The organism is Streptomyces sp. NPDC046866 (assembly GCF_040704625.1).
Lineage (GTDB): Bacteria > Actinomycetota > Actinomycetes > Streptomycetales > Streptomycetaceae > Streptomyces.
This window is the reverse complement of sequence record NZ_JBEYXN010000017.1, coordinates 51591-74762: the sequence shown is the minus strand read 5'-3', so window position 1 is coordinate 74762 and position 23172 is coordinate 51591. Positions and strand designations below refer to the sequence as shown.

Here is a 23172-nt window from a genome sequence, read left to right as displayed (position 1 = left end):
CCCCAGGAGCCGCCCCGTGACCCCGCCCCGCCTGGCCCCCTTGCTCCGGCAGTTCGACTTCGCCCACCGGCGCCTCGCCGACCGCATGGCGGGTCCCCTCATGGACAGCGGCGACGGTACGGACACCGAGGTCGGCCCCCTGACGGACGAGGAGTACCTCTGGGAGCCGGTTGCGGACTGCTGGTCCGTACGCCGCCGCACCGACGGCCCGGGCCCCCGGGCCACCCTCCTGGCCGGCACCGGCGACTGGGGCCGCGACGCCGCCGCGTACCCGCACCCGTGGCCGCCGCCGTTCACCACGATCGCGTGGCGGCTGAGCCACCTCAGCGAGATGCTGACCCTGCGCGCCGACCACACCGCCGGCACCCGCAGCCTCACCCGCGACGACTACGCGGTCAGCGGGGACGCCGCCACGGCCCTCGCCGCGTTCGGCGCCGCCGCCGACGCCTGGCGCAGGGCACTGCTCAGCGTCGACGACGCCGCGCTCGACACCGTCGGGTACTGCACGTACCCCCACGGCGGCGACGCCGAGGAGCCGTTCGTCGACATCGCCTGGTGGGTCAACCAGGAACTGCTGCACCACGGGGCCGAGATCGCCCTGCTCCGGGACCTGTACCGGTCACGGCAGGGCTGAGGGCCGGCTCAGACCCCGGCTGCCGCGGGCACCTCGTCCCCGTCCCCGTCTTCGTCCCCCGGTCCGTCGCCGGCCCCGCCCTGCGCGACGGGTCCGGCCGGGGCGGGCCGCGCCACGTAGCGCAGCACGCCCCACATGCTCTCCGGCCCCGCATCCTGTGGCGCGTCCTCCCGGCAGGCCTCCAGCTCCCGCAGCAGGCCGGGCCCGTCCGTGCCGGAGCCGATGAGCACCAGCCGGGTCAGCCGCGGCTCCCCCCGCCCCCAGGGGCCGGGGGCGAAGCGCAGGAAGCGGCCGACCGCGTGGACCTCGTAGCGCTCCTCGTGGCCGGGCACGTCGAAGTGGACGAAGCCCTTGATCCGGTACAGCCCGGCCGGGCGGCGGTCGAGGAAGTCGATGAGCCGCCGCGGGTTCATGGGCTGCCGGGACACAAACTCGGTGCTCTCGTACACCGTGTGGGCGTGGCCGGCGTGCCCGTCGTGCCCGTCGTCGGCGTGGTCCCGGGCCTGAGAGATCAGGTCCTCGAAGGACAGCTGCCCCTGGGTCTCCGTCCACGGCCGGCGGTCGAACAGCAGCTCCGGATCGATGCGCCCGTGGTCGGCGGCGACGACGGGAATGCCGGGGCAGAGCCTGCCGAGCTCGGCCTCGATCCGGGCCAGCTCGCCCGGCTCCACCCGGTCGGCCTTGTTCAGCACCACGAGGTCCGCGGCGGCGAGGTGCCGGTCGGTCTCGGGGTGCCGGGTCCGGGTCGCGTCGAACTCCGCCGCGTCGACGACCTCCACCAGGCCGCCGTACCGGATCGCCGGGTTCTCGCTGGCGACGAGCATCCGGATCATCTCCTGCGGCTCGGCCAGCCCGCTCGCCTCGATGACGATGACGTCGATGCGGTGGACGGGCTCGGCGAGCTTCTCCAGGTACGCGTCGAGCTCGCTGCCGTCGACCGCGCAGCACAGGCAGCCGCCGCCGAGGGAGACCATCGAGTCGCCGACCTGGCCGGCCACCGACATGGCGTCGATCTCGATGGATCCGAAGTCGTTGACGACGACCCCGATGCGGGTGCCGCCCCGGTTGCCGAGGAGGTGGTTGAGCAAGGTCGTCTTGCCGGAGCCGAGGAATCCGGCGAGGACGACGACGGGGATGGGCGCGACGGAGCGCGGCGGGTCGGGCTGCCTGCTGTTCACCCCGCCGATCGTACTCAGATCAGCGGCGGAACCGGCCGGGGCGGCTGCGGCCCGACGTACCGCGCGGCCGGACGGATGATTTTCGAATCGGCCGCCTGCTCCAGCACGTTCGCGCTCCAGCCGACCACGCGCGCCGCGCAGAAGGTCGGGGTGAACATCTCGCGCGGCAGACCGCACAGCTCCATGACCACGCCTGCGTAGAACTCCACGTTGGTGTGCAGTTCCCGGCCGGGCTTGAGCTCGGCGAGGATCGCCTCCACGCGCCGCTCCACCTCGACGGCGAAGTCCACGAGGGGGCCGCCGAATCCGAGGGCGATGTCGCGCAGCATCCGCGAGCGCGGGTCCTCGGTCCGGTAGACGGGGTGGCCGAAGCCCATGATCCGCTCGCCGGCGAGCACCCGCTCGCGGATCCAGGGGTCGATGCGGTCGGCCGTCCCGATGGCGTCCAGGGTGTCCAGGGCGCGGCTGGGGGCGCCCCCGTGCAGCGGGCCGGACAGCGCCCCGACGGCCCCGGTCAGGCAGGCGGCGACGTCGGCACCGGTGGAGGCGATGACGCGGGCGGTGAACGTGGAGGCGTTGAAGCCGTGGTCGACGGTGGAGATCAGGTACCGCTCGACCGCCCGCGCCTTGACCGGGTCGGGCTCCTGCCCCGTGAGCATGTACAGGTAGTTCGCGGCGTACGGGAGGTCGTCGCGCGGCTCGACCGGCTCCAGGCCCTGCCCGAGCCGGTGCAGCGCGGTCAGCAGGGTCGGTACGGCGGCGCAGGCGGCCAGCGCGTCGGCGGCGCGCCGCTCGGGTGCGAGGTCGTAGACGGGCCGGAAGCCGGCGGAGGCGCCGAGCAGGGAGAGCGCCGTGCGCAGGCCGGCGAGGGGGCCCGAGAGGGCGGTGGCCCGGGCGAGGGCGGGCAGGGCGCCCTGCACCTCGGCGGGCAGTCGGCGCAGCGGGGCGATCTCCGCGGCGAAGGCGGCGCGCTCGGCGGCGTCGGCCGGGAGCGCCCCGCGGAACATCAGGTGCCACACGTCTTCGAAGCTTCGGCTCTCGGCGAGCTCGACGGCCGAGTACTGGCGGTAGTGGTAGAAGCCCTCACGGCCCCGGACGTCCCCGAGACCGGTCTCGGTGACCACGACTCCCGCGAGACCGCGGGGCACTTCAACGGTGGTGTTCATGCAGTGACCATCCACTATGCACGGAATCAATGTCAATGTTGATTGAATCAACCTGTATACCCTGGCCATCATGAACGATCAGGCGGAAGGCGCGGGCGAACGACGGCTCAGCACCCGGCAGGCGGCGGAGCTGCTGGGCGTGAAGCCCGCGACCGTGTACGCGTACGTCAGCCGCGGCCAGCTCACCAGCCGCCGCGACGCGGTCGGCCGCGGCAGCAGCTTCGACGCGGCCGAGGTCGAGGCCCTGGCCCGGCGCAGCCGGCGCGAGGCGGCACCGCCGGTCGGCGGCGAGCTCGCGGTGCGGACCTCCCTGACGCTCATCGAGCCGGACCGGTACGCGTTCCGCGGCGTGGACGCCGTGGAGCTGGCCTCGCGGTACTGCTACGAGGAGGTCGCCGAGTGGCTGTGGACGGGGACCCTGCCGCGCGGGGCCCGCCTCACGGCCCCGGCGCAGGCGCTGGCGGCGGCGCGGCGGGCCGTGGCCGCGCTGCCCGAGCACAGCGGGGCGGTCGACCGGCTGCGGGTGGCGACCGTGGCCGCGGCGGTGGCGGACCCGCTGCGCTTCGACCTGTCCGCGGAGGCGGTCCTCGGCTCGGCCCGCTGCCTGATCCCGACGCTGGTCGGCGCGCTGCCGCTGCTGGGACGGGAGCCGGAGGCGGGCCAGGGGGACGACGGCGCCCTGCTGGCGGCCCGGCTGTGGCCCCGGCTGACCGCGCGGGAACCCGACCCGGTGGCCCTGGGCACGCTCGACCTGGCCCTCGCCCTGCTCATCGACCACGACCTGGCCGCCTCCACCCTGGCCGTACGGGTGGCAGCGTCGGCCCGGGCGAACCCGTACGCGGCGGTCTCGGCCGGCCTCGGCGTCCTGGAGGGCCCGCTCCACGGCGCGGCCGGACGCCTCGCCCACCGGACGCTGGTCGAGGCCCTGGAGCGGGGCGGGGCCGCGCCGGTCGTGGCGGACCACCTGCGTGCGGGGCGGCGGGTGCCGGGCCTCGGCCACCGGCTGTACCGGGGCGAGGACCCCCGCGCAACGGCCCTGTTCGCGCGGCTGGAGACCCTGCCGGCCGCCGGCCCCGCCCTGGCGGCGGCCCGCGAGGTGGTGGCGACGGCGGCGGCCCGCCGGGCCGGCCTCCACGCCAACGTGGACCTGGCCCTGGCGGTGCTGACGGTGTCGTGCGGGATGCCGGCGGAGGCCGGTGAGACGGTCTTCGCGGTGGCCCGCACGGCCGGCTGGATGGCCCACGCGCTGGAGGAATACCAGGAACGCCCCCTGCGCATGCGCCCCACGGGCCACTACCAAGGACCCCGGCCCCCACAACCCCTCCCCTGACCCGGGCCGGGCCGGGCCGGGCCGGGCCACCCTCCACCCGGCCGACCACAGCCGGGATACACCGCCGCGCGGCTCCGAGCAGTGCGGCCCGCGGGACAGCGAGCTCACGGCGCGGCGGCCCTGGCGGCACAGCAGGCACTGAGGTCACCGACGGCACAGCAGGCACCGAAGCGGTGACGGCAGGCGAGGATTCCGGTTCCGCCGGCCCGTGCGGGGGCGCCGGCCCGGCAGCGCGACGGCTGGCAGGGCACCGCCGGCCCGTGCGCCGGCGCCGCGCGAGGATTCCGGTTCGGGCCGGGGCGGCCTACCGTTGCTCGTCATGCGGTTCCCCTCCCTGCGCGCTCCGCGCATCGGGCTGCCCCGTCGGGCCGTCTCGCAGATCCTGCTGACCCAGCTGGCCATTGCCGCCGGGGTCGCCGTGCTGGCCACCGGGCTGTTCCTCGCCCCGCTCGGGACGCAGCTCGACGACCAGGCCATGCGCCGCGCCCTGGCCATCGCCCAGAGCGCCGCGGCCGACCCCTCGCTCGCTGCCGACCTGCTGGATTCCGGCCCGACCGCGGACAGCCCCGTGCAGGCCTCGGCGGAGCGGATCCGCCGGGCCACGGGCGCGGAGTACGTGGTCGTCATGGACCTCGACGGGATCCGCCGCTCGCACCCCGGCCCGGACCGCATCGGGCAGCCCGTCTCCACCGACCCGAGCGACGTCCTCGCCGGCCGCGAGGTCATGGAGATCGACGAGGGCACCCTCGGCCGCTCCGCCCGCGGCAAGGTCCCCCTCATCGCCGCCGACGGCGAGATCGTCGGCGCCGTCTCCGTCGGCATCGCCTACGACAGCGTCCGCGCCCGCCTGCTCCACGCCGTCCCCGGCCTCCTCGCGTACGCGGGCGGCGCCCTCGCGGCGGGCGCCCTGGCCGCCTACCTCCTCTCGCGCCGGATCCACCGGCAGACCCGGGACCTGGCCTTCTCCGACATCGCCGCGCTGCTCGCCGAGCGCGAGGCGATGCTCCACTCCATCCGCGAAGGCGTGATCGCCCTCGACGGCGACGGCCGCGTCCGCCTGGTCAACGACGAGGCCGCCCGCCTCCTCGGCCTCGCCCCGGAGGCCGCCCGCACCGCCGCCGGCCGCGCCCTCGACGACGTCCTCGGCGCCGGCCGCACCACCGACGTCCTCACCGGCCGCGTCACCGGCCGCGACCTGCTCGCCGTCCGGGGCCGCCGGGTGCTGGTCGCCAACCGGATGCCCACCGATGACGGCGGCGCCGTCGCCACCCTGCGCGACCGCACCGAGCTGGAGCACCTGCGCCGCGAGCTCGACTCCACCCGGGGCCTGATCGACGCCCTGCGCGCCCAGGACCACGAGCACGCAAACCGCCTCCACACCCTCCTCGGCCTGCTGGAGCTCGGCCTGCACGAGGAGGCGGTGGAGTTCGTGGCCGAGGTGGTCGGCGGCCACCGCAGCACCGCCGAGCAGGTCACCGAGAAGGTCCGCGACCCGCTGCTGGCCGCCCTTCTGGTGGGCAAGGCGACCGTGGCCGCCGAGCGGGGCGTCCCGCTGCGCCTCGCCGACACCACCTTCCTCCCCGACCGCCTGGTCGACCCCGGCGGCCTCGTCACCATCACCGGCAACCTGGTGGACAACGCCCTGGACGCGGCGGCCGGCTCGGCGGCGCCCCTGGTGGAGGTGGAGCTGCGGTGCGAAGGCCGCACGGCGGTCCTGCGCGTCCGTGACAGCGGCCCCGGCGTTCCGGCGGCCCGACGCGAGGAGATCTTCACCGAAGGCTGGTCGACCAAGCAGCCCCAGGGCCGGCGCGAACGCGGCCTCGGCCTCGCCTTGGTGCGCCGCCTCGCCGAGCGGCAGGGCGGCACGGTCCGGGCCGGCGGGGCAGCGGACGGAGGGGCGGAGTTCTCCGTCGTACTCCCGGAGGCCCTGCGGTGAGCGGATCCCCGATCCACGTATTGGTCGTCGACGACGACATGCGTGTTGCCCGGATCAACGCGGCGTACGTCGCGAAGGTTCCCGGTTTCCGCGTCGCCGGCCAAGTCCACTCCGCGGCCGGGGCGCTGGAGTTCCTCGCCGCCCGCCCCGTGGACCTGATCCTCCTGGACCACTACCTCCCGGACGGCAGCGGCCTGGACCTCGTCCGCGGGCTGCGCCAGCTCGGCCACCACACCGACGTGATCATGGTCACGGCCGCCCGGGACCTGGCCACCGTGCAGACCGCGATGCGCCTCGGCGCCCTCCAGTACCTGGTCAAGCCGTTCACCTTCCCCGGCCTGCGCTCCCGCCTGGAGGCGTACGCGGCCCTGCGCCGCACCCTGGAGACGGGCGGCGAGGCCGAACAGGCCGAGGTGGACCGGATCTTCGGCACCCTCGCGGCGGCAGGATCCCCCAACGAGCTGCCCAAGGGCCACTCCCCCACCACCGCGGAAGGGGTCCGCCGCGTCCTACGCTCCGCCGAAGGCCCGCTGTCCACCCAGCAGATCGCCGAGCGGGCCGGCATCAGCCGCCAGACCGCTCAGCGCTACCTGAAGCTCCTGGACCGCACCGGCCGCGTCACCCTGTCCCTGCGCTACGGCGAAACGGGCCGCCCGGAGCACCTGTACTCCTGGCTCCCGTCGGACGGCAGCTGACCGCGGGCCGGCCCCCGCGTCGGGCCCGCTCGCCCGCGGACCGGGAGGCGGGCGCACCGCTCAGACGGCCCCGGCCCCCGTCAGGGAGCGGACCTCCGTCTCCGCGTGCCGGGCCGCGTCCGGCTCCTCCGGGGAGGTGACCGTGCCCATCCAGCCGGCCAGGAAACCCAGCGGGATCGAGACCAGTCCCGGGTTCTGCAGCGGGAAGAACTGGAAGCTCACCCCCGGAAAGAGGGAGTCGGGGCTGCCCGAGACCACCGGGGAGAGCACCACCAGCACCACGGCCGGGACCAGTCCCCCGTACACCGACCAGACGGCGCCGCGCGTGGTGAAGCCGCGCCAGAACAGGGAGTACAGCAGCACGGGCAGGTTCGCCGAGGCGGCCACCGCGAAGGCCAGCCCCACCAGGAACGCGACGTTGAGGTCCTGCGCCAGCAGCCCCAGCGCGATGGCCACGGCCCCGATCCCGACGGCCGCGCCCCGGGCCACCGCGACCTCGCTGCGCCCGCGCGCCCGGCGCCGCCGGAGCGAGGCGTACAGGTCGTGGGCGACCGAGGCGGAGGAGGCGAGGGTGATCCCGGCGACCACGGCCAGGATCGTGGCGAAGGCGATCGCGGCCACGACGGCGAACAGCACCGCTCCTCCGGTGGACTCGGCCCCGCCGCCCAGGAAGGCCGCGAGCAGCGGGACCGCGGTGTTCCCGGAGGCGTTGGAGGCGCGTACCTCGGCCGGTCCGACCAGTGCGGCGGCCCCGAAGCCGAGCACGATGGTCATCAGGTAGAAGCCGCCGATCAGCGCGATCGCCCACACCACGGACCGGCGGGCCGCCCGCGCGGTCGGCACCGTGTAGAAGCGCGACAGGATGTGCGGGAGCCCGGCCGTCCCGAGGACCAGCGCGAGGCCCAGGCTCATGAAGTCGAAGCGGGCGGTCCAGTCACCGCCGTACTTCAGCCCCGGGCTCAGGAACTTCGGCCCCTGTCCGCTGCGTTCGGCGGCGGTGGCCAGCAGCCGGTCGAAGTCCCCGTGGAAGTGCAGCAGGACGAGCACGGTGAGGGTGACGGCGCCGCCCATGAGCAGGACGGCCTTCACGATCTGGATCCAGGTGGTGGCCCGCATCCCGCCGAAGGTCACGTAGACCACCATCAGCGCGCCGACCGCGATGACGGTGAGCGTGCGCGCGGCGGTGCCCGAGTCCCCGATCAGCAGGCCCACCAGGCTGCCCGCGCCGACCATCTGTGCGACCAGGTACAGGACCGAGACGGTGACCGAGGAGGTGCCGGCGGCGATCCGGACGGGACGCTCGCTCATCCGCGCCGCGACGACGTCGGCGAGGGTGAAGCGCCCGCAGTTGCGGACCAGTTCGGCGACGAGGAACAGGACGACCAGCCAGGCGACGAGGAAGCCCACCGAGTACAGCAGGCCGTCGTATCCGAAGAGGGCGATCAGGCCGGAGATGCCGAGGAAGGAGGCGGCCGACATGTAGTCGCCGGCGATGGCGAAACCGTTCTCCATGGGGGAGAACAGTCGGCCGCCGGCGTAGAACTCCTCTGCCGAGCCGTGCCGGTTGCGGCTGACCCAGGTGGTGATGCCCAGGGTGACCGCGATGACGGCGCTGAAGAGGATCAGCGCGAGGGTCTGGTGCTCGGTGCTCACCGGCCCGCCTCCCCGGCGCCCGCACCGGCCCCGCGGCCCCGCTCCTGCTCGAAGACGGTCCAGCGCAGGTCGAGGGCGGCGCGGTCCCGGCGCCGCCGCGCGTGCCGGGCGTACGCCCAGGTCAGCACGAAGGTGCTGAGGAACTGTCCGAGTCCCGCGAGCAGCGCCACGTTCACCGCCCCGGCGACGGGCCGGGCCATCACGCCGGGCGCCGCGGTGGCCGCGACGACGTAGGCCACGTACCAGAGGAGGAATCCGGCGGTCGCGGGGACGACGAACCCGCGGTAGCGGCTGCGGACCTCCTGGAAGGCGGCGCTGCGCTGTACCTCCAGGTAGATGTCGGCCCTGGTGGGCCGGTCTCCGGCCGCGGTCCCGTGCGGGTTTCCGGGCGCGGACCGGCCGGCGGCCGCGTGCGGCGGAGCCGCGTCCCCGCCCCCGCCCTCGCCCTCGCCCCAGCCGACGGCGAGCGCGTCGTACCAGGGGTCGTCCAGCCGGATCGTTCCGGGGTCGGGACCTTCGTGCTTGTCCACCGAACACTCCTTGTCCGCTGCCGCCTTGGCGGCGTGCCACAAGGATGTGCGGTATGGACGGTTTCCGGACTGGTGTCCCGGTGGTCTTCACTCCAACAGGTGATGGAGGCGGCCCTCCGGGATACGGGGAGGCGGCGCCGCACAGGTGTGCGGCGGCGCCTCCCGGGGCCCGCTCAGGCGTCGATGCGCGAGCGGTCCAGGGTCGCGGCGGAGCTGGTGATGAACTCCTTGCGGGGGGCCACCTCGTTGCCCATGAGCAGGTCGAAGACGCCCTCGGCGGCCTCGAGGTCGCCGATGTTGATGCGGCGCAGGGTGCGGTGGCGCGGGTCCATGGTGGTCTCCGCCAGCTGGTCCGCGTCCATCTCGCCGAGGCCCTTGTAGCGCTGGATCGAGTCCTTGTAGCGGATGTTCTTCCGCTGGAACTCGAGCAGGGTCTGGCGCAGCTCGTTGTCCGAATACGTGTAGACGTACTTGTCCTGGCCCTTCTTGGGCTGGACCAGCTCGATCCGGTGCAGCGGCGGAACGGCCGCGAAGACCCGGCCCGACTCGACCATCGGCCGCATGTACCGCTGGAAGAGCGTCAGCAGCAGGCAGCGGATGTGCGCGCCGTCGACATCGGCGTCGACGAGGAGGACGATCTTCCCGTAGCGCGCCGCGTCGACGTCGAAGGTCCGGCCGGAGCCGGCCCCTATGACCTGGATGATCGCGCCGCACTCGGCGTTCTTCAGCATGTCCGAGACCGACGACTTCTGGACGTTCAGAATCTTGCCGCGGATCGGCAGCAGCGCCTGGAATTCGGAATTGCGGGCCAGCTTCGCCGTGCCGAGGGCCGAGTCCCCCTCGACGATGAAGAGCTCGCTGCGCTCGACGTCGTCGCTGCGGCAGTCGGCCAGCTTGGCGGGCAGCGAGGAGGACTCCAGGGCCGTCTTGCGGCGCTGCGCCTCCTTGTGCTGGCGGGCGGCGATACGGGTCCGGGCGGCCGCGACGATCTTCTCCATCACGGCGCGGGCCTGCTGCTTGTCGTCGCGCTTGGTGGAGGTCAGGAAGGCCTTGAGCTCCTTGGCGACGACGGCCGCGACGATGCGGGCGGCCGCGGAGGTGCCGAGCACCTCCTTGGTCTGGCCCTCGAACTGCGGCTCGGCGAGCCGGACGGTGACGACCGCCGTCAGGCCCTCCATGGCGTCGTCCTTGACGACGTCGTCCTCGGCGACGCGCAGCAGCTTCGCGGAGCGCAGCACCTCGTTCACCGTCTTGGTGACCGCGCGCTCGAAGCCGGTGATGTGGGTGCCGCCCTTGGGGGTGGCGATGATGTTCACGAAGGACTTGACGGTGGTCTCGTACCCGGTGCCCCAGCGCAGGGCGATGTCCACCCCGAGGTCGCGGGTGACCTCCGTGGGGGTCATGTGGCCGCGCTCGTCGAGCACGGGCACGGTCTCCTTGAAGGTGCCCTGGCCGGTCAGGCGCAGCACGTCGCAGACGGCCTTGTCCTGGGCGAGGTAGTCGCAGAACTCGCTGATGCCCCCGTCGAAGCGGAACGTCTCCTCGGTCTTGCCGGCGCCGTCGATGCCGCGCTCGTCCCGGACGATGATGGTCAGGCCGGGGACGAGGAAGGCGGTCTGGCGGGCGCGCTGGTAGAGCGTCTCCAGCGAGAGCCGGGCGTCCTTGAGGAAGATCTGGCGGTCGGCCCAGTACCGGACCCGGGTGCCGGTCTTGCCCTTGGCGATCCGCTTGATCTTGCGCAGGCCGCTCGCGGGGTCGAACGGGCTGTCCGGTCCCTGCTCGGTGAAGACTCCGGGGACGCCGCGGCGGAAGCTGATCGCGTGCGTGGAGCTGCCGCGGTCGACCTCGACGTCGAGGCGGGAGGAGAGGGCGTTGACCACGGAGGCGCCGACACCGTGCAGGCCGCCGGAGGCCGCGTACGAGCCGCCGCCGAACTTGCCGCCGGCGTGCAGCTTGGTCATGACGACCTCGACGCCCGACAGGCCGGTCTTGGGCTCGACGTCGACGGGGATGCCGCGGCCGTTGTCACGGACCTCGACGGAGCCGTCGTCGTGGAGGACGACCTCGATGTGGTCGCAGAAGCCGCCCAGGGCCTCGTCGACGGCGTTGTCGATGATCTCCCAGAGGCAGTGCATGAGGCCGCGGCTGTCGGTCGACCCGATGTACATGCCGGGACGCTTGCGGACGGCCTCGAGGCCTTCGAGGACGAGCAGGTGCCGCGCGGTGTAGTTGGAGCCGTCCCGGTCTGCTCCGGACAGCAGCGCGCTGGAAGGCACGGACGTGTCGGCGGTCACGCAGTTCGCTCCTCGCTGAATTTCTTTTCTGGCCCGGTCGGGCGCAGGGTGGCTCGGTTGCCCGTCGAAGGGTACCGAGGCCTGGTAGAGCCGATGCAACGCCACCCTCGCGCCTTCCTCAGCCTAGTGCAGATCCGCACGGATGTTCGATCCCCCGGGGGGGTGAAGCAAACATCACGTTCCCTTCCAGGCATGAACCATTTAGGGTTCGGGCACGTCCTCATGAACACCGGCACTCACGCCGGGGAGGACGGAACTGCGACAAGCGAACGACTGACAACGCGAAACCGTAAAGCAACGCAATACGGCTCCTTCGCCGCCAACCGGCAGCAGCCGGCCAGCTTCGGAAGGAAGTTTCGAGGAAAAGCCGCGAGCGGGAACGTTTTCGGCCTGGTTGGATGTTGACCCTGGTACGACAGCTCGTCGAGCTAGAGAAGAGGCGACGTGACTACTGTTCTGACACCCGCGACCCCGCTGACGGCCGCTGACCGATGCGACCGTTGCGGCGCCCAGGCATATCTGCGCGTCGTCCTGCTGAGCGGTGGTGAACTGCTCTTCTGCGCCCACCACGGGCGTAAGTTCGAGCCGGAACTCAAGAAGATCGCCGCGGAAATACAGGATGAGACCGAGCGGCTGACGTCCGCTCCGGCGGCTCACGCCGACACCGAGGACCGCTGACACAGGCCTACCTCGCATCCGACGAGCCAGGACCGGCCAGGCCGGTCGACGGGCGGCGCTTCTGAGACCCAGGAGTGCCGCCCGTCCTCATATCCGCGGTCCGGTCCCCCGGACCCGCGGCCCGCTCAGCGGCGGTCCGGACGTCCCCGGTGGAGCGGATCCAGCAGGCCGCCCCACAGCGGTGCACCCGGGGCCCCGGATGCACCGGTGCCGCCGTGCGCGGCAGCCGCGCCCGCAGCCCCCAGGTGCCCCTGTACGGTCCCTGCAGGCGCCTCTGGGCCCCTCGGGACCTCCAAGGCGACGTTCGGGACGGCGGTGCGCCGCGAGGCCGTCTCGGGGGCCGTGACGAAGTCGACCAAAGGTGCGATCCGGGTATAGACCCCCGGGCTGTCGGCCCGCCCGCAGCCACGCCCCCAGGAGACCAGGCCGATCAGCCTCCCCTGCGCGACCAGCGGTCCGCCGCTGTCCCCCTGGCAGGCGTCGCGCCCGCCCGAGCGGTGCCCGGCGCACACCATCGCCTCCGGCCGGTACTGCCCGTCCGCATCCCCCGGGTATGCCCGCCGGCACACCTCGTCCGACAGCACGGTGACGCGCGCGGCGCGCAGCGCCGTGGCGTAGTCGCCGAACCCGCTCGTGTCGCCCCAGCCGTAGACCGCCGCCTCGCCGCCCGGCGTGTAGCCCGGGTGCCCCTCCTGCGCCATCGGCAGCACGTACCGCTCGGGCACGGCTTCCGCGAGCTCCAGCACGGCCAGGTCCCCGGCGTTGCTCCGCGGGTCGTAGTCCGGGTTCACCCGGGCCGAGCGCACCGCGATCTCCCTTCCCTCGTCCTCGCGCAGCAGCTCCGTACGCCCCGTGATCACCCTCAGGTCGGGCACGGACTCGACGGGGCCGCCCAGCACCTGGCCGCCCAGGCAGTGCGCCGCCGTCACGATCTTCGTCGGAGCCACCACGACGCCTCCGCAGAACTGCCCGGCCCGCGTACGCCCGAACCGGTCACGGCTGGCCAGGGCCACCACCCAGGGGCTGTCGGCGGCCTTCACCGGCCTCCCGCCGATCACGACGCTGTCCGCGGCCGCCTGGGGCGCCTGGGCCAGCGGCGCGGCGGCCGCTCCCGCCGCCAGGGCCAGCGCGCCCGCCAGAGCTCGGGAAAAGGGACGACGCATCGGGCCTCCTGACTCCGGGTGTGCATGACTGCACCCAGAGTGGAATGCCGCGTGTCCGGGCGCACCCGCGCGTGGCCGCAGCCGCTGCCGTGCGTGCGCCCCGTATTCCTGCCGCGTCCGCCCGGCCGATCAGTCGAGGTAGTCGCGCAGCACCTGGGAGCGGGACGGGTGGCGCAGCTTCGACATGGTCTTGGACTCGATCTGGCGGATGCGCTCGCGCGTGACGCCGTAGACCTTGCCGATCTCGTCGAGGGTCTTGGGCTGGCCGTCGGTGAGGCCGAAGCGCATCGAGACCACGCCGGCCTCGCGCTCGCTCAGCGTGTCGAGCACGGAGTGCAGCTGCTCCTGGAGCAGCGTGAAGCTGACCGCGTCGGCCGGGACGACCGCCTCGGAGTCCTCGATCAGGTCGCCGAACTCGCTGTCGCCGTCCTCGCCCAGCGGGGTGTGCAGGGAGATCGGCTCGCGGCCGTACTTCTGGACCTCGATGACCTTCTCGGGGGTCATGTCGAGCTCCTTGGCCAGCTCCTCCGGCGTGGGCTCGCGGCCCAGGTCCTGGAGCATCTGGCGCTGCACGCGGGCGAGCTTGTTGATGACCTCGACCATGTGGACCGGGATGCGGATGGTGCGGGCCTGGTCGGCCATGGCCCGGGTGATCGCCTGCCGGATCCACCAGGTCGCGTACGTGGAGAACTTGTAGCCCTTGGTGTAGTCGAACTTCTCGACCGCACGGATCAGGCCCAGGTTGCCCTCCTGGATCAGGTCCAGGAAGAGCATGCCGCGGCCGGTGTAGCGCTTGGCCAGCGAGACCACGAGGCGGAGGTTGGCCTCCAGCAGGTGGTTCTTCGCGCGGCGGCCGTCCTCGGCGATGATCTCGAGCTCGCGCTTCAGCTTGGGCGCCAGCTTGTCCGAGCTGGCCAGCTTGTCCTCGGCGAACAGGCCCGCCTCGATGCGCTTGGCGAGTTCGACCTCCTGCTCGGCGTTGAGCAGGGGGACCTTGCCGATCTGCTTGAGGTAGTCCTTGACGGGGTCGGCGGTGGCGCCTGCGACGGCGACCTGCTGGGCCGGGGCGTCGTCCTCGTCGTCGGAGATGACGAAGCCCTTGGCCTCGCCGCCGTCCTCCTCTTCCTCCACCTCGCCCTTGACCTCGGCGGGGCCCTCCTCGAGGAGCTCCTCCTCGCCGGCTTCGTCGGCGTCCTTCTTGGGTGCGGCCTTCTTGGCCGCCGTCTTCTTCGCCGCGGCCTTCTTGGCGGGCGCGGCCTTCTTGGCCGCCGTCTTCTTCGCCGTGGCCTTCTTCGCAGCGGGCTCGGCCCCGGGCTCCTGGGCGAGGGCGTCCGCGGGCTCCGGGTCAACCGTTCCGGCCGCCGGTGCCGCGGCGGCGGTCCGCGCAGCCGTCGTCTTCGCCGCGGCGGTCTTCGTGGCCGTCCGCTTGGCCGGGGTCTTCGCTGCGACGCTCTTGCGGGGGGTGCGCTTGGGCGACTCCGCGGCACTGACCATCAGCGTCACACCCTCTTCCTCGAGGATCTGGTTGAGGCTGCGCAGAACATTCTTCCACTGGGTCGCAGGAATCTGGTCAGCCTCGAAGGCCCGACGCACGTCATCGCCGGCGATCTGCCCCTCGGCCTTGCCCCGCTCGATGAGCGCCATCACAGACTCGGAATCGGCGATCTCCGGCGGGAGCGTACGGGATGTGCTGGCCGACACGAACAACCTCTCGGAACGATGGAAACGGGTTCCGACCCCGGGCCGGGTGGTGCTGGACCGGAGCCGACGACCACCGACTGGGGTGGGCCGGGGCGCGGGCAGGGGCCGGGGAGCTGCACAGCACCCGCAAGGGCTGCTGTCTTCCCTCCGTCGGCCATCACCTCTCTAGGTCATCGCGTGACCTCGCTGAGCGTTACGCGCAAATCTTGGTGGCCCGAGTCACACCCCGGGGGCTCGGCGCCGGCTGCGGGGGTCCGGGCGCGCGTGGGACAGCAGGTGGGGCGCCGGGTGGGACAGCGGCTGCGACGCCGTGACCAGGGCCCGAACGGGCTGGCGGAAGCGCTCGGGAAGGCGCCGGAGGGCTGCGGGGGCTCCGGAAGGACGCTGCAGGGCCGGTCGGGGAGTCCGGCGGAAGGGCCGCCGAAAGGGTGCCCACGCCGGCGTCGCCGGACCCGGCCGGGTCCGGCGACGTGTGCGAGTCCCTCTCCGCCTGCGTCCGTGTGCCCTTGTTCCCGTCCCGTCCGCGTCAGTGCTCGCGCGGGGCGGGGACCACGCGCTCGACCTCCGGGTGCACCGTCAGCAGCTGGCGCATGGCGCTCTCGGCCCCCGTGGCGTCGCCGGAGGCCAGGGCCTCGACGATGCGGGCGTGGTGCGCGACGCAGGCCTCGCTCGGGCGGTCGCAGGTGGTCGTGGGGCTGCCGGAGACCTGGAGCGCGGCGGAGACGATGCCCGACAGGTGCTCCAGCATGCGGTTGCCCGCGACCTGGATCAGGAGGGCGTGGAACTCGTTGTCGGCGCGCGCGAAGGTGATCGCGTCGCCCTGGCCGAGGGCGTGGCCCATGATCTCGACCATGTCGGCGAGGCGCTGCTGGACATCGGCGCGGCCGTGGCCGGCGGCGAGGCGGGCCGCGAGCGGCTCGATGGTCCAGCGGAGCTCGTTGAGCTCGCGGCGCTGGTCCTCGCGCTGGGGGCCGAAGGCCCGCCACTCGATGATGTCGGGGTCGAGGAGGTTCCAGTCGGCCACCGGCCGGACGCGGGTGCCGACGTTGGGGCGCGCGCTGACGAGGCCCTTGGCCTCGAGGACGCGCAGCGATTCGCGGACCACGGTGCGGGAGACCTCGAAGCGCTGGCCGATCTCCTCCGGGACCAGGGGGCGGTCCGCCCCGAGGTCGCCGGAGACGATCATCTGGCCGAGCTGCTGGACGAGTTGGCCGTGCAGGCCGCGGCCGCGACTGCCGGCCGCGCGCCGGCCGACCCGGCTCAACTCCACGTCGGGGCCGTCCCAGTGGGGCGCACCGACGCGGTCGGTCCCCGGTGTCTCCGCGTAGGGGTAGCGGTCTAGTTCGCCCGGCCCGACGAGGCCTGAGTCGGCATGGCGGGCGGCGGTCATCATGGTGTGCGCAAGGGTACTCACGAATCCTTTGTCGGCCGCGTCTTCATCACCCTTGAGGTCTTTGGTGAAAAGCACACGAAAGGGTGATAGGCGCCACCTGCGCAATTGACGACTTATCGTAAAGAACCGGGCCTTTTACGGGGAGTTGTGGTCTCGTTCACCTGACGCAGGCGCGTTCAGTCCGGTTGCGGCGCGATCCGATGCCGAACCGGTCACCAACGGACGCGGCTGCGCAGTCCGGTGAACCCATAGGCGCACAACAGGACCATCAGAGACAACACCAGCGCCGTACCCCAGGGTTGGGCCACCACCTGCAGGGCACCCGCCACCAGGCGGTCGGCCTCCGCCGGCCACTGGGCCCCGGCCAGCCGCCGCAGCCGCGCCGCGAGCCCGGCCACCGGGTACGCGGACGGCCCCTCCAGCACCTTGCGTACGAGCGGCACCGCGATCACCGGTACGGCCAGCACCGCGCCCATGCCCGCGGCGGCGGACCGGAAGGCGCCGGAGGCGAGGACCCCGGCCCAGGCGCAGCCGACGAGCAGGCCGGCCCAGCCGGCCGCCGGGAGGAGCCACTGGGCGGCGCTGCGCAGCGGGACGGAGCCGCTGCCGAAGACGAGCCGGAGGGCGGCGGCATCGGCAGCCACGGCGAGAACACCCAGGGCCAGGGCGAGGCCCGCGCCCACCGCGAGTTTGGCGGCGAGCAGGCCGAGGCGGCGCGGGACGGTCCCGCGCGCGGCGGCCAGGGCGGGATAACGGTACTCCTCGCCGAAGGCCAGCGCGCCGAGCAGCCCGGCGCCGAGGGCGGCGGGCGGCAGGGGGAACGCCTCCGGCCAGGCGGCCAGCACCCGTCCGCGCGGGACCTGGCCGATCCGGGCGAGCACGAGGGCGGTCAGCACGGACACGGCGACGACCAGGCCGGCGGTCAGGGCGGGCGCGGCCGTCCCGAAGACGCGCAACAGCTCGTACCGCACCGGCCGCAACGGCCCGCCCACCCGCCGCGTCACCATCCCCGGCCGCCTCGAGGCCGCCCACTCCCGCCCGCCGGGGTCCACGGCCGCGCCCGCGGGCCCGACCCCGTCTTCGGCTCCGGCTCCGGCTCCGGCTCCGGCCGCGGCCTGCTCCGCGATGCCGCCCCCGCCCTCGCCCCACGCCCGGGCCCCGGCGGGCCCGCCGGGGCGGGCCCCTCCCGTGCCCCCTGCGCCGGCGGGCACGGGGGCAGGAGCGGGAGCAGGAGCAGAGGCAGGGGCGGGCGCAGGGGCGGCGGCAGGAGCGCCGGGAAGCGGACCGGCTTCGGCCGCCGCCCCCGAGCCGGCCCCGCCCGAGAACCCGGCGGCCGCCGCGGTCGCCGTCCTGGCTGCGGGCTCGGCGGTGGCGGGCACCGCCCCGGCGCCGGTGCGCGCCTGCGGGACGGCGGCCGGGGCCGGGGGCGCCACCCGGGCGTCGCCCGTCTCGTCGGCGAGCTGGTGGACCAGCACCCCGTGCCGGAAGGCCGCTTCGCCGACCTCGGCGCAGCTGCTGCCGTACACGCAGAGCCGGGTACCGCTCTCCTCGACGATCTCCACCACCCGCCGGCCGGCCCGTGCCTCCCGGCCCAGCACGTCGGCCAGCCGCGCTGCGTGCGGGGTGTGCACGGCGACCCGCGGCCGCAGCCGGGTCCGGGCGAAATCGGCGACGTCCTGGTCGGCGACGAGCCGGCCCGAGGCGATGCTGACGACCCGGTCGGCGCTGCGGGCGGCCTCCTTGGCGTCGTCGGTGGTGAACAGCACCGCCCCGCCGAGCTCCGCATGCCCGCGCAGCAGCCCGTACAGCCAGCCGCGGTCACGGGCCGACAGGCCTGCGGCGGGCTCGTCGAGGAGCAGGGTGCACGGGTCGGCGAGCAGTGCCGCGGCGAGCGCCAGCCGCCGGTCCATGCCGAGCGAGAGCGAGCCGAGCGGCTGGTCCCGAAGGCCTGCGATGCCGACGACCTCCAGCAGGGTGTCGGCGCGGGAGGCCGGCACTCCGGCCGCCGCGCACAGCATCCGCAGCTGGCCGCGGACGGTGCGCGCCGGGTTGCCGGGGACGTCGCCGAGCAGCACGCCGACCTCGCGGCCGGGATGCGGGATCCGGTGCAGTGGGCGACCGCGGAAGTAGGTGACGCCGCGCCCCGGTTCGAGCTCCAGCATCAGCCGCAGCGCGGTGGTCTTGCCCGACCCCGGCTCGCCCAGGAGCGCGGTGACGGTTCCCGGGCGGGCCTCGAAGGTGAGGTCGTCCACGAGGGGCGGGAGGTTTCGACGGGGTCTGCTGGTGAGTCCGATGGCCTGGAGCATCGCTTCTCTCGCGGGGGGTGAGACCGCTCTGCGGCAGAGTGAATACCCTAAGCAAGATAACGCGATATGTCCGATTTTCGCCGTATCTGGTGTACGGGCGCGGTCGTGTCGGCGCTGGGGCGTCAGGCTTCCGGGCGCAGCATCGGCGGGTTGAGGAGGGTGGCCCCGCCGGCGCGGAACAGCTGGGCGGGCCGCCCTCCCTGACGGGTCGTCGTCCCCCCGGCCGGCACCAGGAACCCGGGGGTTCCGGTGACCTTGCGGTGGAAGTTGCGCGGGTCGAGGGCCACGCCCCACACGGCCTCGTAGACCCGGCGCAGCTCGCCGACGGTGAACTCGGGCGGGCAGAAGGCGGTGGCGAGGGAGGAGTATTCGATCTTGGAGCGGGCGCGCTCCACACCGTCGGCCAGGATCCGGGCGTGGTCGAAGGCGAGGCCGGAGGCGGCCTCCTGCTCGGCCGCGAGCAGCTCGTCGACGGGGGCCCAGCGGGCGCTGTTGGCGTCTCCGCCGGCCCGGGGGGCGGGCAGGTCCGGGGCGAGCACCAGGTGCGCCACACTGACGACGCGCATCCGCGGGTCGCGCTTGGGGTCGCCATACGTGGCCAGCTGCTCCAGGTGCGCCCCGTTTCCGGCGCCGGGGGCGGCGGGGTCGTGCGCGCACAGTCCCGTTTCCTCGGCGAGCTCCCGGGCCGCGGCCGCCGACAGGTCCTCCTCTCCGCGCACGAAGCCGCCGGGCAGGGCCCAGCGGCCCTGGAACGGCTGTTCACCGCGCCGGACGACGAGGGCACAGAGCGCGTGGCGCCGAACGGTGAGGACGACCAGGTCGACGGTGACGGCGAACGGCGGGAAGGCCGACGGGTCGTAGGGAGACATGCCGCGATCATAGTCGTCTTCCTGACGATAAACAGAGCTTTGGTGATCCCGAAGACGACGACCCGCAGGCTACCCGCCCAGTTGCAGGGCATCTGCCGCCTCCTCCACCATGCCGAGGCCGAGCCGGCTGATCCGCACGGCGAACGGCTCCCCCGCCACCCGCAGGCCCGCGAGGCGCAGGGCGCCGAGGGGCGCGCCGGGCATCGGGACGAGGGCGACCGTGCCCGCGGGGGCGTCGGGGCGGATCCCGGCCAGCGCGGCCAGGGCGTGGACCCCGGCGGCCGCGGCGACCGCGGCCGGGCGGCACGCGGCGGGGTGCGGGAGCGGCGCGCTGCCGGCGGTGCGCTGCTCGGCGGCGTACATCTCGGGCAGCCGGTAGCCGAAGCGCTCGGCGGCGTCGAGCAGTCCCCGCAGCAGGGCGGCGGCCTCCTTCTCGAAGCCGGCCTGGGCGAGGCCGGCGACCGCGACGGCACTCTCGTGCGCCCGCACCGCGCCGGAGCGGTGGCCGAACGGGTTGTGCCCCGGCTCGCGGGCGGCCATGCTGCGCAACCCCCATCCGCAGTCCATCGCGGGGGCGCCGAGCAGGCGGGCGAGCTGCTCGGTGCGGACCCGGTCCAGCAGTCCCGGCGCCAGTAGGCCGCCGCCGAGCAGTCCGGTGTCCAGGAGGTGGGCCGTGGCGCCGGTCAGGCGGGGCAGCGGGCGCCCGTCGGGATGCAGGGCCGCGGCGGGCCGGCCGCCATCCGGACCGTCGATCCAGAACGCCTCCCGGAACCGCGCCCGCAGCGCTGCCGCCCGTTCCTGCCACTCCGCGGCGCCGGGCCGCCCGCATCCGGCGAGCAGGTCGGCGCCGAGCAGTGCGGCCCGGTGCGCATGGGCCTGGGTCTCGCAGCGGCGCGGCCCCGGGTCGGGATCGGCGAGGAACCCGTCCCCGCCGAGGGCGCCGCGCAGCCAGTCCAGGCACCGCTCGGCCGCGGGGAGCAGCCGCTCCACCTCCCCCTGCGGGAGCCCCCAGCGCCGTGCCTCGGCGAGGACGGCGGGGAAGGCGAGCGTGGCCTCGGTGCCGGTGCAGCCGGGCGGCAGGTGGGGGCCGGCCCCGCGCAGGGGACCGGGGATCTTCCCGGCGTCGGGGCCCCGGCCGCCGGTCTGGATCCGGGCCAGGGTGCGCAGGGTGGCCGCGGCGAGCCCGGTCCCGAGGGGCAGCGCCATGCGGGCGGCCCACAGCGACTCCGCCGGGGCCAGTCCGAGCCGCCACGGCACGCCGGCGGCGGCGTAGGCGTCGGCCGGCTCTTCGTGGTCGCGCAGGAGGAGGGCGCCGAGGTCCTCGACGCTGGTCCGGAACCAGGTCTCGGCCCGCGGGTCGTCCCCCTCGGCCCGGGCGTCGGCCAGCGGGTTCGCCACCTGCCCGGCCGGGGCCCGGGAGGCGCGGGCCTGGCCGGTGCGCAGTTCGATGGTGCGGGACTCCCCGGGCCCCAGTTCGAGTTGCCAGCGCAGCAGGCCCGAGGAGGCGAGGGCGTCGTCCGGGGCCGGTTCGGCGGTGGTGACGGCCTGGGCCTCCCCGGTGCTCCAGCGCAGCCCGGCCGCATGCACGCCTGCGGGCAGTTCCGGGCCGGCCCGGCCAGCGGCGACCGCGGCCAGCTGGGCGAGGTCGGTACCGAGCCGGATCTCCACCGGCAGCCGCAGCGGACGGGAGGCGAAGCTGCGCAGGGTGATCCGCTCGGTGCCGTCCGCGTGCCGCACCCGCTCGACGCCGATGTCGGGGTCGGGGCCCGCCTCGGCGCCGGTGCGGACGGTGGCGGTGAACGCCGCCCGGTCGGCGCCGAGGCTGCGCCCCTGCACCGCGACCGGGTCCCGGCCGCCGACCCGCAGCACGCAACGGGACAGCAGCCGGCGCCCCGAGCGGTAGATCCCGTCGAGCCCGTGCCCGGTCAGCTGGCCGTGCTCGGGCGAGATGACCAGGCAGGGCGCCGAGACGCAGATGACGGCGGCGTGCACGGGCGGCAACTCGGGCCTGCGGGCGGGAGGTACGGGAGGGGCCATGGGTCGCCTTGTCTGGAGGCTCTGCGCCCGGTCCGGTTGCACCGGGCGGCACGGCCGGGCCCGGGCCACCCTCCAGGGGAACGCCCTCGCCCCCGCCCGGGTCACGGGGACCGCCGCCGACCGGGTCTGCGGCCCGCGGTGCCCGCCCTGGGGCCGCCGTACCGGCTCCGCGGCCGGGCGCCGCCCTCCGGGATCCCGCCGGACACCGCCCCCGCAGCGGTGCCCGGCCTGCCGGCCGGCGGTGCGCGCCGCGTTCACCGGTCGCTCCGTGCGGTGCGGCGGGGGTCGCGCCGGGCCGGCTTGCGCTCGCGGCGGCCGGGCGGGCGCACGGTGGGGCGGCGCTTGCCGCCGGGCTCGCGGCGCTGCCGCTCGGCCCGCAGGCAGGCCCGCAGGCCCTCCGGGTCGATGCCTTCGTTGCAGGCGTGGTGGAGCAGTTGGGCGAAGCGGTACTCGGCGTCCGCCTGCAGGGCCATCCCGAAGGCGATGCGGGCGGTCGGCTCGTCCCCGGTGGACCACGAGACCCAGCCGGCGAGGGTCAGCGGGGCCGCCGCATGCTCCCCGTAGGCGCCGACGCACCGCCTGGCCAGCGCCCGCCACAGGCGCAGGGCGGGGGCCGCCTCCTCGTCCTCCATCCACTCGGCCGCGACGTCTCGGGTCTCGCGGTCCTGCAGGCCGAGGATCAGCGCGGCGGCCTCGTCGTGCCCGAGGAGGGCGTCGTCCCAGTCGTCCGCACAGGGGCCGCCCTCGACGGGGGGTGCGAGGGTCAGGCGCCGCATGAGGGTGCGGGCCAGGGTGACGGTCTCGGCGCCGACCTCCTGCCGGGTGGCCCCGTCGAGGATCTTCGGCACGAGCTCGGCGGCCGCCCGGTCCAGGGCCAGTTCCATCTCCCGCGCGACCGGCCCGCGCAGCGGTGCGAGCCGGCCTTCCAGCTCCCGCAGGGAGCCGCGGATCCTCAGCCCGGCGAAGGTGGCCGCCGCGGCCGCGACCGAGGTGCCGCCGGCAGCCAGCGCAGTGCCCTCGGCGGGGCAGCAGCGCTCGTCGGGGCAGCAGTACGACCAGTACCGGCCCGCGGAGAGGCACAGGGCCTCCAGGACGGGCACGTCCAGCGCCCCGCAGGCCAGCCGGATCCGCTGCGCCAGCGGCCGCAGCCGGGTCATCACCCGCTGGCCGCTCTCCCCCGCGGCCGGGTCCTGGCAGAGGAAGACGATGATCCCGTCGGGCTTGCCGGCGCGCCGCTCGCTGCCCTGGACCAGGCATTCGGCGACCTGCCGGGCGGTGTCCTCCCATTCCGCCGGGGACGGGGGGATGCCGAGGCGGAGCCGGCCGCCGAAGCGCCCGCCCTCCCCGTGCACGGCGACCAGGACGAGGGAGTCGGTGGGGTGGAACCCGAGCATGTAGGGCAGGGCGTCGGCCAGTTCGGCCGGACTGCGCAAGGTGATCTGGGGTTCGGCCGGTGAGCCGGAGGGGCTGATGCAGGGCCGTCCGGACGGGGTGCGAGGTGCGTGGTTGTTCGTCATGCCCCGACGGTCCCGCGCACCCGCCGATCCCGAAAGGGCTGTGGATAACTCTGTTGATCATTCAACGTCCACAGGTGCGCGCCGCCATTGGC

The 23172-nt window shown here is 74.5% G+C and carries 16 protein-coding genes and 1 pseudogene; 5 read left to right on the top strand and 12 right to left on the bottom strand.

The features are described 5' to 3' along the window. Positions 1-16: 16 nt before the first annotated feature. Positions 17-634 (top strand): DinB family protein, encoded by a 618-nt coding sequence (locus AB0953_RS23540; RefSeq protein WP_366861512.1) that lies wholly within the window; start codon positions 17-19, stop codon positions 632-634. A gap of 8 nt (positions 635-642) precedes the next feature. Here AB0953_RS23540 and AB0953_RS23535 read toward each other — a convergent pair whose 3' ends face one another. Continuing rightward, positions 643-1812 (bottom strand): GTP-binding protein, encoded by a 1170-nt coding sequence (locus AB0953_RS23535; RefSeq protein ID WP_366861511.1) that lies wholly within the window; start codon positions 1810-1812, stop codon positions 643-645. Positions 1813-1826: 14 nt separating this feature from the next. After that, positions 1827-2978, bottom strand: a complete 1152-nt coding sequence (locus AB0953_RS23530; protein ID WP_366861510.1) for a citrate synthase — start codon at positions 2976-2978, stop codon at positions 1827-1829. A gap of 70 nt (positions 2979-3048) precedes the next feature. Here AB0953_RS23530 and AB0953_RS23525 point away from each other — a divergent pair, with 70 nt between their 5' ends. The 3 genes from AB0953_RS23525 (at position 3049) to AB0953_RS23515 (ending at position 6939) form a co-directional block, all read left to right on the top strand. Further along, positions 3049-4308, top strand: coding sequence for a citrate synthase (locus AB0953_RS23525; protein WP_366861509.1), 1260 nt, complete (start codon positions 3049-3051; stop codon positions 4306-4308). A 319-nt stretch (positions 4309-4627) separates the two neighbouring features. Continuing rightward, positions 4628-6244, top strand: a complete 1617-nt coding sequence (locus tag AB0953_RS23520) for an ATP-binding protein (protein WP_366861508.1) — start codon at positions 4628-4630, stop codon at positions 6242-6244. Next, complete coding sequence (locus AB0953_RS23515) at positions 6241-6939, top strand: response regulator (protein ID WP_366861507.1); 699 nt, start codon at positions 6241-6243, stop codon at positions 6937-6939. Before AB0953_RS23520 ends, AB0953_RS23515 begins: the two co-directional genes overlap by 4 nt. Positions 6940-6999: 60 nt before the next feature. Here the strand turns inward: AB0953_RS23515 and AB0953_RS23510 are convergent, their stop codons facing one another. From AB0953_RS23510 to AB0953_RS23500, 3 genes are all read right to left on the bottom strand, one after another. Further along, entirely contained in the window at positions 7000-8592 is a 1593-nt protein-coding gene (locus tag AB0953_RS23510) for a cation acetate symporter (RefSeq protein WP_366861506.1), read from the bottom strand. Beyond that, a complete protein-coding gene (locus tag AB0953_RS23505) occupies positions 8589-9122 on the bottom strand; it encodes a DUF485 domain-containing protein (RefSeq protein ID WP_366861505.1) in 534 nt (177 codons plus the stop codon). Before AB0953_RS23505 ends, AB0953_RS23510 begins: the two co-directional genes overlap by 4 nt. 173 nt (positions 9123-9295) lie before the next feature. Continuing rightward, complete coding sequence (locus AB0953_RS23500) at positions 9296-11416, bottom strand: DNA topoisomerase IV subunit B (protein WP_366861504.1); 2121 nt, start codon at positions 11414-11416, stop codon at positions 9296-9298. A gap of 444 nt (positions 11417-11860) precedes the next feature. Between AB0953_RS23500 and AB0953_RS23495 the strand changes: the two genes are divergently transcribed. Further along, the gene (locus AB0953_RS23495) at positions 11861-12094 is read left to right on the top strand and encodes a hypothetical protein (protein ID WP_114054552.1); all 234 of its coding nucleotides are present in this window, start codon (positions 11861-11863) and stop codon (positions 12092-12094) included. Between the two features lie 353 nt (positions 12095-12447). Here the strand turns inward: AB0953_RS23495 and AB0953_RS23490 are convergent. The 7 genes and pseudogenes from AB0953_RS23490 to AB0953_RS23460 form a co-directional block, all read right to left on the bottom strand. Then, positions 12448-13257 (bottom strand): annotated as a pseudogene (locus tag AB0953_RS23490) (serine protease); the annotation flags it as partial. Between the two features lie 129 nt (positions 13258-13386). Continuing rightward, positions 13387-14964: an RNA polymerase sigma factor gene (locus tag AB0953_RS23485; RefSeq protein ID WP_366861503.1), complete on the bottom strand. Its 1578-nt coding sequence runs from the start codon at positions 14962-14964 to the stop codon at positions 13387-13389. Positions 14965-15484: 520 nt separating this feature from the next. Next, the gene (locus AB0953_RS23480) at positions 15485-16372 is read right to left on the bottom strand and encodes a FadR/GntR family transcriptional regulator (protein ID WP_366861502.1); all 888 of its coding nucleotides are present in this window, start codon (positions 16370-16372) and stop codon (positions 15485-15487) included. 191 nt (positions 16373-16563) lie between these two features. Continuing rightward, a complete protein-coding gene (locus tag AB0953_RS23475; protein WP_366861501.1) occupies positions 16564-18657 on the bottom strand; it encodes an ATP-binding cassette domain-containing protein in 2094 nt (697 codons plus the stop codon). A 122-nt stretch (positions 18658-18779) separates the two neighbouring features. Beyond that, complete coding sequence (locus AB0953_RS23470; protein ID WP_366861500.1) at positions 18780-19526, bottom strand: NUDIX domain-containing protein; 747 nt, start codon at positions 19524-19526, stop codon at positions 18780-18782. Positions 19527-19595: 69 nt separating this feature from the next. After that, positions 19596-21563, bottom strand: a complete 1968-nt coding sequence (locus tag AB0953_RS23465) for a glycogen debranching N-terminal domain-containing protein (protein WP_366861499.1) — start codon at positions 21561-21563, stop codon at positions 19596-19598. A 254-nt stretch (positions 21564-21817) separates the two neighbouring features. Further along, a complete protein-coding gene (locus AB0953_RS23460; RefSeq protein WP_366861498.1) occupies positions 21818-23080 on the bottom strand; it encodes a DUF4192 domain-containing protein in 1263 nt (420 codons plus the stop codon). Between the last annotated feature and the right edge of the window lie 92 nt (positions 23081-23172).